The sequence below is a fragment of the Mycobacterium sp. TH-M103 genome (assembly GCF_057473785.1).
The window spans coordinates 1-6,432 of sequence record NZ_JBYCLG010000184.1; the positions used below are offsets into that span (position 1 = coordinate 1).

The window sequence follows — 6,432 nt, forward strand, 5'->3', positions numbered from 1 at the left end:
CGGCGAGCGCAAGACGCTGCGCCTGGTCGCGCAGTACGCCGACGTCTGGAACAGCACGACCAGCGATCCCGGCGAGTTGCAGCACAAGGTCGACGTCTTGCACCGGCACTGCGACGCGGTCGGCAGGGACCCCGCCGAGATCCGCAAGGCGGTCGGCGTGCCGGCCGATCCGTTCGCCGCCCCCGACGAGTACCTGCGGACGGTCGAACGCTACGCCGCGCTCGGCATCGGGATGATCAACGCGGGTCCGCTGCCCGGCAACCCGGACCCGGTCGGCTTCATCCGCCGCCTCGGGGACGAATTGATCCCCCGCCTCGGCGAAATCGGCTGAATCGCTTCGCCATCACTCATCCGGGATAACGGGAGTAACACGCGTCCATGTCGCCGACCACGCCGCCCCGGAACGCGGCGATCGGGATGAAACCCGCCGGCACGCCGGCGCCGTCGGCGTCGCTGGCGACCAGGTGGTTGGTCAGCAAGCCGGCGACCGCCTCGTCGAGATCGCCGGCGGTCAGCAGCAGTTGGTGCTGCGCGGACGGGTCGACGGGCTCGGCCATCCTGCGGTGCACCACGCCGGTCAGGCATGCCGTCCGCAGCGCCGTCCACGGGCTGTGCATCGGCAGGCCGCGTTCGCGCTGCACCGCCAGCGCGTATCGCGACATCACGATCGACAGCGCGGTGTCGTCGCCCTGCGGCAACGCGTGCTGCCGCACGCCTTCGACCTTCGCCATCGAGGCGAGCGCGGGCAGGTCCACCACGATGGTGTTGCTGGCCGGGCAGTAGGACGCCGGCGGGCTCGGCCGCGCGTCGGCGCAGCCGACTGGCCGGTAGGCGTCCGCCGCGATGCGAGTCAGAACGGCGGCGGGTCGTCGTCAGCTGCGGGCGGTGCGGGTCCGAAGTAGATGTGGCTGGCGGATTTTCGGGCCGCGCGGGCTTCGCGGTTTCTTCGGCGTTCGGCCGCCACGCGATAGGCGCGGTCCTGGGGGCGGGTGCGCCGGCGTCTGGGCATCGTCGCGCTGCGGTCGCCGCAGTAGCCCTGGGGTGGGATGTCGATTTCGGGGGCCGGGCAGCCCCCGACCGCGCGCGCCAAACTCGGGAACAGCAACGCGCTGCCCGGGGTGGTGACATAGGTGTGCCCGGACGGGGCGGTCAGGATCAGGGTGCCGTCGGGCAGCTGCTTTTCGGCCCAGCCTAGGAAAGTTTTGACCAGATGGTGAGTTTTGCAGTAACACTTGAGGTTTGCCGCGTGGGTCGGCCCACCCTGGGCATACGGGATGGTGCGGTCGAGCTCGCAGTCAAAGGACGGACGCTCGCAGCCGGGCCAGCGGCACGTCAGGTCCCGGCAGCGCACGAAATCGGCCAACGCCTTCGACGGCACATAGCCCGGCTCGGGGGCGGCGTCCCCGGGATGAACCAGCGGCACGAGTGTGGCCGTCGCCGCGAGTTCGGCCACCAGGTCCGGGCTGATCAAGCCGTCGGCGCACACCTGCGACCCCGGCGCCCCACCGCCGTGCACGGTGGATTGTTCGGCCAGCACATGGACCACCACCGGCGGCGCCCCCGCCCCGCCCCCGGCCGGGCAATCGTCGCGCCCGCAGCGACACCCCAGCCGATCCGCCCCGCCGACCAACGCCCCCAGGGCATCCGCGCGCCGCTCAACCCGCGAGCGCGGGTCCCCGGCACACACCGTGCCCGCCAGCTTGTCCAACCGTTGATCGAGCGCGCGGGCATCCGGGGTCAGCACGTAGCCGCGCAACTGTGAGAGCCCGCCCACCCCCTCGTCGAACTCCACCCGGCGCCCGGGCCGTTCCTCACGCCGACGCCGCACCGCATCGGCGTCGACCCGGGCCACGATCCTGTCGACGGCCCCGGCCACCCGGCTCCGCGTCATCGAGGGCCACCGCGCCACCGCCACCGCCAACTGCCCATCCACGGCAGCCAAAATGTCCGGATCGGTGATCAAGTCGGTGCGGTAGACGATGGTGGCGAACAACCGGAAGTCGATATCCCCGGCCGCAAAGACCGCCCCCACCTGCGGCAACCGCTCGCGCATGGCCCGCGCATAGTGCACCCGGCTGGCGGCCAACCCCTGCCCGATCCGCAACGCCGCCCCCACCTCGGCGGCCACCGCCGCCATCGTGTCGATCGCCCAGTCCTCGGCCTCCTCACTCTGGGCCAGCCGATACCCGAACAACTCCCCGATGGCCACCAAACCCGCCGCGGCCGCCCTGTTCTCCGTCCGCGCGGCAGCCGTGATCCGATCCACCAAGCCCGCCGGAGCCGCCTGCCCTTCGAACATACAAGCGAGTAAACCAGAGGGGTCTGACACGGCGATCGGACCGCTCGCCCCGATGGACTCCGCGTGGCCGCCCGGTCAGCGGCAAGACCGACCCGGATCGTGGCTCAGGGCTTGGCCAGCAGGTGCCGAGTCCGGTCCGCCATCACCGGAACGCCATTGCGGCCCTTGACATCCTGGGCGTAAAGACCGACCGCGTAGGCCACACCCCCACCGTTGATCCCCAGTGCGCTGCGGTCGATGTGGTCGAGGGTGTCGGTCTTCTCGTGATAGTTGGGGTCGAAGGGCTGGCCGGCGGTGCCGCCCCACAGCTTGGCCTGCTCCTCGGACTTCTTGCTCTCGGCCCCGGAGAACAGCCCGCCCGCGGGGATGCCGGCCAGCGTGAACCCGTCGTAGTCCGAGCGCCCGTCGAACGCGGTGTCCTGCGCGGTCTTGCCGGCGTTGTCCAGGTAGGCGGCCAGCGTGCGTTCGATACCGGCCGAGCCCTCCGGCACCACCGGCTGGCCGCGGGAATCCGCCGGCAGCGACTGGTCCCCGTCGTAGGTGAAGTAGCCGGGGTTGGGCGATGCCAGCATGTCGAAATTCAGATACAGAGCAATGGCTTTGAGTCCCTTGACGTCCAGGGACTCGACATAGTTGCGCGAGCCGATGAGCCCGAGTTCCTCGGCACCCCAGAATCCGAACCGCACCGCGTTGTGCACCTGCGGCGAATTCCCTAGCTGGACCGCGGTTTCCAGAACCGCGGCGACCCCGGATCCGTTGTCGTTGATCCCGGGCCCGGCGGCCACGCTGTCCAGATGCGCGCCCGCCATCACGACATCGGTGGGCGAGCCCGTCTTGGTCTGGGCGATCACGTTGCGGGCTTTGAAGTTCTGGCTGGAGGCAACCAGCTTGATCGTGGTCGGGCCCGGCTGGGCGCGCAGTCGCAGGCCGGTGGACTTGGTGACGCTCACCACCGGGATCTTGACGTCGGTGTTGGCCCCGAGCGTGCCACCCATCTGCTGTTCGTCGACGTTGTCAGCGACGATCATCGCCACCGCGCCGGCCTGGGCGGCTGCGTCCTCCTTCTGCGCGAAGGGGCACGTGCCGCGGTCCACCAGCACCACCGCGCCGCGCGCCGGCAACCGGTCGTAGTCAGCGGGCTTGCAGCCCGACGCATCTCCGGTGGCGGGGACGACCACCAGCGGGCCGCTCACCCCGTCCGCCGGGGTGCCCAGGCTGAACTCCAGCGCGTGCGCCTCCACGGTCGCGCCGCCGACCGTCACCACCGGCTTCTCGGCGTGGAAGACGCGCGCCGAGAACTCGGGCGTCTGGACGTCGAAACCGCTGTGGCGCAACGTCTCGACGACATAGTCGACGCTGGCCTCGTACCCGGGCGTACCGACGGCCCGGGTGCCGTTGTTGGCGTTGGCGATGTCCTGCAGTTTGGACAGGCGCGCCATCATCGCGTCGGTGGTGACCTTGCGATGCAGGGTGGTCGCGAACTTCACCGCGTCGGCGTTGCCGGTCGCCTGCTGGTATTTGGTGGAGCAGTGGGAGCAGCCGGTCGACAGCGCGGCCAGGGCGACGACTGCCAGTACCGCCGCGGGCGGCTTTGATTTGTTCAGCATCGCGCCCCAGGTTAGACCCGGATCAGGCGTGTAGTGCGTGCAACGGCGCGAACGGCATGTTGCGCACCACCAACCAGCCCCTCACCATGACCAGTGTCACCGCCGCCGACCACCCGCCACCCGACCGTAGGTCCACGCCAGGTACGCCCACGCCGACAGCACCACCGCCAGCAGGTCCAGCGCGTTGAACCGGGTGGCGCCGAGCAGATCGCCGTGCAGCAGGCAGTACAGCATGCGCAGGCTGCCGAAGCCGGGGCAGTCGATTCCCAGCAGCTCCTTGGTCGGGCAGACCGGCAGCGGGCCGTTAGGCGTCGTCGGGTCGCCCACCCAGACCGCGCCACACACCGCCGCCGCGGCCGCGGCCACCGCCAGCGACGCCCCCAGGCCCGCCGCGACCGGCCCCCGGCGGGTCACTATCAGCGCGAGCCCCGCTTCAGAACATCGCGGCAAGCATCGCCGTGCTGGTGTCGGAGGCGTTGAAGGCGCCCGCCAGAGCCGGGATCACGTTGATCGCGATGACGACCAGGCGATGATGACCGACCACATCACCCACTTCTTGGCACTGTCGGCGGAGGCCTGCGCCTCGACGTAACGCCCCTGGGCCCATAGCGCGTTGACCTGACCGGACTTGACGGTCGCCACGATCCCGAACGGAAGGCAACAGGGCCGGGGTATGGCATAGTCGGCGCATAGCCCTACTGATCCCGGTTCAGGAGTTTCGGTTTGTCCCATTCCAGCAATGCACTGCGGATCGCGGCGCTCACGGTGCTCGCGCTCGGCCTGGTCTGCACGGGCGCCGCCCCCGCCACCGCCGATCCCAACACGGGAAACCAGTCCGACATCGACACGCTGTCCAACACGCTGTCGAAGGGGTACGAACTGAAAGACTGCACCCCCCAACCCATCGCACCGGGCCAGCTGGCCTCGCTGCAGTGCGGCCAGAGCCGCGATCCCAACGGGCCCGCCGAGGCGAAGTACATCCTGTTCAGCAATGGCAACGATCTGGGCAACATGTTCAAAACCAGCATCAAAGAGGAAACCCTGGCCAACTGCGGGAACGAGAAGTCCCCGACGAAGTGGCACCAGGGCAGCTCCGCCACCAGTAACGCCGGGCAGGTGGCGTGCGGGTCCTTCCAGGACGCCGCCGAGGTCATCTGGACCGTCGACGCCAAGAACGTGTTGAGCTACATCCGGGCGTCCAACAACGACGTCCCCGCGCTCTATGAGTGGTGGCGGAACAACGGCTGACTACGCTTGGGCGACAACGAGTTCGGCGACCGCGCGCATCCCGGCGGCATTGGGGTGCAGCGGCGCCGGCCGGCCCCGTAGCGGTAGCCCGGGCCTGGTCGTCCAGGGGTCGGCCGACCACGCGTGATGCGCCCGGCTGGCCGCGGCGGCGCCGACGAGTTCGCAGCCGGTAGCCGCCGCCGCGTCGGCCGTGAGCCGTTCGAGGGCGGCGGCCACATGGCGGCCCAGGCCGGCATCCGCCGCGGTGAGCGGGGGCGCCGCGACGTCCGCGGGTGGCAGGATCGTCAAATAGTCGACGAAGCAGACCCGTGCGTACGCGGCACGCTGCCGCACGGCGGCACCGACGGCGCACAGCGCGTCGAAAACCTGCTCCAGGGCACGCTCGCGGGCGTCGCGGTCCAGCAACTCCGCGATGCGACCGCCCAGCACCGGCAGCCGCCGGACCGGGCGCGGCAGCGCGGCGGCCATGAGCAGGGGAACGTAGCCGACGTCGTTGCCGCCGACGGTGATCGTCACCAACGTTTCCGACCCGTCCAGCGCGTCGATCTGGGGTGGCCGGCCGTGCTGGCGCTCGGCGAGCACGTGCGCGGTGGTCGCGCCGGAGAACGTGACGTCGACCAGTTTCAGGTTGCAGCGTTGGGCGACCAGGTGCGGGTAGTTGCGCGCCGAGCGGCCCGACCAGCGTGGCGCGTCCGCGGCGCGGGGCCGGATACCGGGACCGGCGGCCATCGAACTGCCCAGCGCGACATAACGTTCCATCGCCACGACCGTCATCGCTCCGGCGACGACGCCTGCGCCCAGAACCGCTTGGGGATCCGACCCGCGCGCCGGGCCAGGTGGCCGGCGGTGACGGCGGCGGCCATCGCGGCGGCCATGGCCGGCGGATCGGCGGCCCGGGTCACGGCCGTGGCCAACAGCACGGCGTCGCAACCCAGTTCCATCGCCAGCGCGGCGTCGCTGGCCGTGCCGATGCCGGCGTCGAGCACCACCGGCACGCCGGCCCGGGCGACGATCATCTCGATGTTGTGCGGGTTGCCGATGCCCAGGCCCGTCCCGATCGGCGAGCCCAGGGGCATCACCGCCGCGCACCCGGTGTCCTCCAGCCGGCGCGCCAGGGCCGGGTCGTCGTTGGTGTAGGGCAGGACGACGAATCCATCGTCGACCAGTTGCTCCGCGGCCCGGACCAATTCGAGCGCGTCGGGGAGCAGGGTGCGTTCGTCGGCGATCACCTCGAGCTTGACCCAGTTGGTGTCGAGCGCCTCGCGGGCCAGCTGCGCG

At 70.7% G+C, this 6,432-nt stretch carries 5 protein-coding genes and 4 pseudogenes; 2 read left to right on the plus strand and 7 right to left on the minus strand.

Features of this window, described 5'->3' with window-relative positions:
* Nucleotides 1-331, plus strand: a pseudogene (locus AC2VOR_RS10110) (LLM class F420-dependent oxidoreductase); the annotation flags it as partial.
* A 16-nt stretch (nucleotides 332-347) separates the two neighbouring features.
* On the opposite strand, the pseudogene AC2VOR_RS10115 reads toward AC2VOR_RS10110, so the two are convergent.
* The 5 genes and pseudogenes from AC2VOR_RS10115 to AC2VOR_RS10135 form a co-directional block, all read right to left on the minus strand.
* Nucleotides 348-833 (minus strand): annotated as a pseudogene (locus AC2VOR_RS10115) (peptidase); the annotation flags it as partial.
* A 17-nt stretch (nucleotides 834-850) separates the two neighbouring features.
* Nucleotides 851-2,299: an HNH endonuclease signature motif containing protein gene (locus AC2VOR_RS10120; protein ID WP_486963727.1), complete on the minus strand. Its 1,449-nt coding sequence runs from the start codon at nucleotides 2,297-2,299 to the stop codon at nucleotides 851-853.
* 104 nt (nucleotides 2,300-2,403) lie between these two features.
* Nucleotides 2,404-3,906, minus strand: a complete 1,503-nt coding sequence (locus tag AC2VOR_RS10125; RefSeq protein ID WP_486963728.1) for a M28 family metallopeptidase — start codon at nucleotides 3,904-3,906, stop codon at nucleotides 2,404-2,406.
* Nucleotides 3,907-3,928: 22 nt separating this feature from the next.
* A pseudogene (locus AC2VOR_RS10130) lies at nucleotides 3,929-4,323 on the minus strand (DUF2752 domain-containing protein).
* An 84-nt stretch (nucleotides 4,324-4,407) separates the two neighbouring features.
* Nucleotides 4,408-4,638: a CD225/dispanin family protein gene (locus AC2VOR_RS10135; protein ID WP_369740895.1), complete on the minus strand. Its 231-nt coding sequence runs from the start codon at nucleotides 4,636-4,638 to the stop codon at nucleotides 4,408-4,410.
* Here AC2VOR_RS10135 and AC2VOR_RS10140 point away from each other — a divergent pair.
* The gene (locus AC2VOR_RS10140; protein ID WP_369740896.1) at nucleotides 4,630-5,154 is read left to right on the plus strand and encodes a serine/threonine protein kinase; all 525 of its coding nucleotides are present in this window, start codon (nucleotides 4,630-4,632) and stop codon (nucleotides 5,152-5,154) included. The genes AC2VOR_RS10135 and AC2VOR_RS10140 overlap by 9 nt on opposite strands.
* Here AC2VOR_RS10140 and AC2VOR_RS10145 read toward each other — a convergent pair whose 3' ends face one another.
* Both AC2VOR_RS10145 and thiG read right to left on the minus strand, forming a co-directional pair.
* Nucleotides 5,155-5,913 (minus strand): SGNH/GDSL hydrolase family protein, encoded by a 759-nt coding sequence (locus tag AC2VOR_RS10145; protein ID WP_369741785.1) that lies wholly within the window; start codon nucleotides 5,911-5,913, stop codon nucleotides 5,155-5,157. It lies immediately after the preceding gene.
* Between the two features lie 11 nt (nucleotides 5,914-5,924).
* Nucleotides 5,925-6,432, minus strand: a pseudogene (gene thiG / locus AC2VOR_RS10150) (thiazole synthase); the annotation flags it as partial.

Coding starts and splice junctions, on each gene's coding strand:
- AC2VOR_RS10120 (WP_486963727.1), bottom strand. CDS start 2,299: ATGTTCGAAGGGCAGGCGGCTCCGGCGGGCTTGGTGGATCGGATCACG.
- AC2VOR_RS10125 (WP_486963728.1), bottom strand. CDS start 3,906: ATGCTGAACAAATCAAAGCCGCCCGCGGCGGTACTGGCAGTCGTCGCC.
- AC2VOR_RS10135 (WP_369740895.1), bottom strand. CDS start 4,638: ATGGGACAAACCGAAACTCCTGAACCGGGATCAGTAGGGCTATGCGCC.
- AC2VOR_RS10145 (WP_369741785.1), bottom strand. CDS start 5,913: ATGGAACGTTATGTCGCGCTGGGCAGTTCGATGGCCGCCGGTCCCGGT.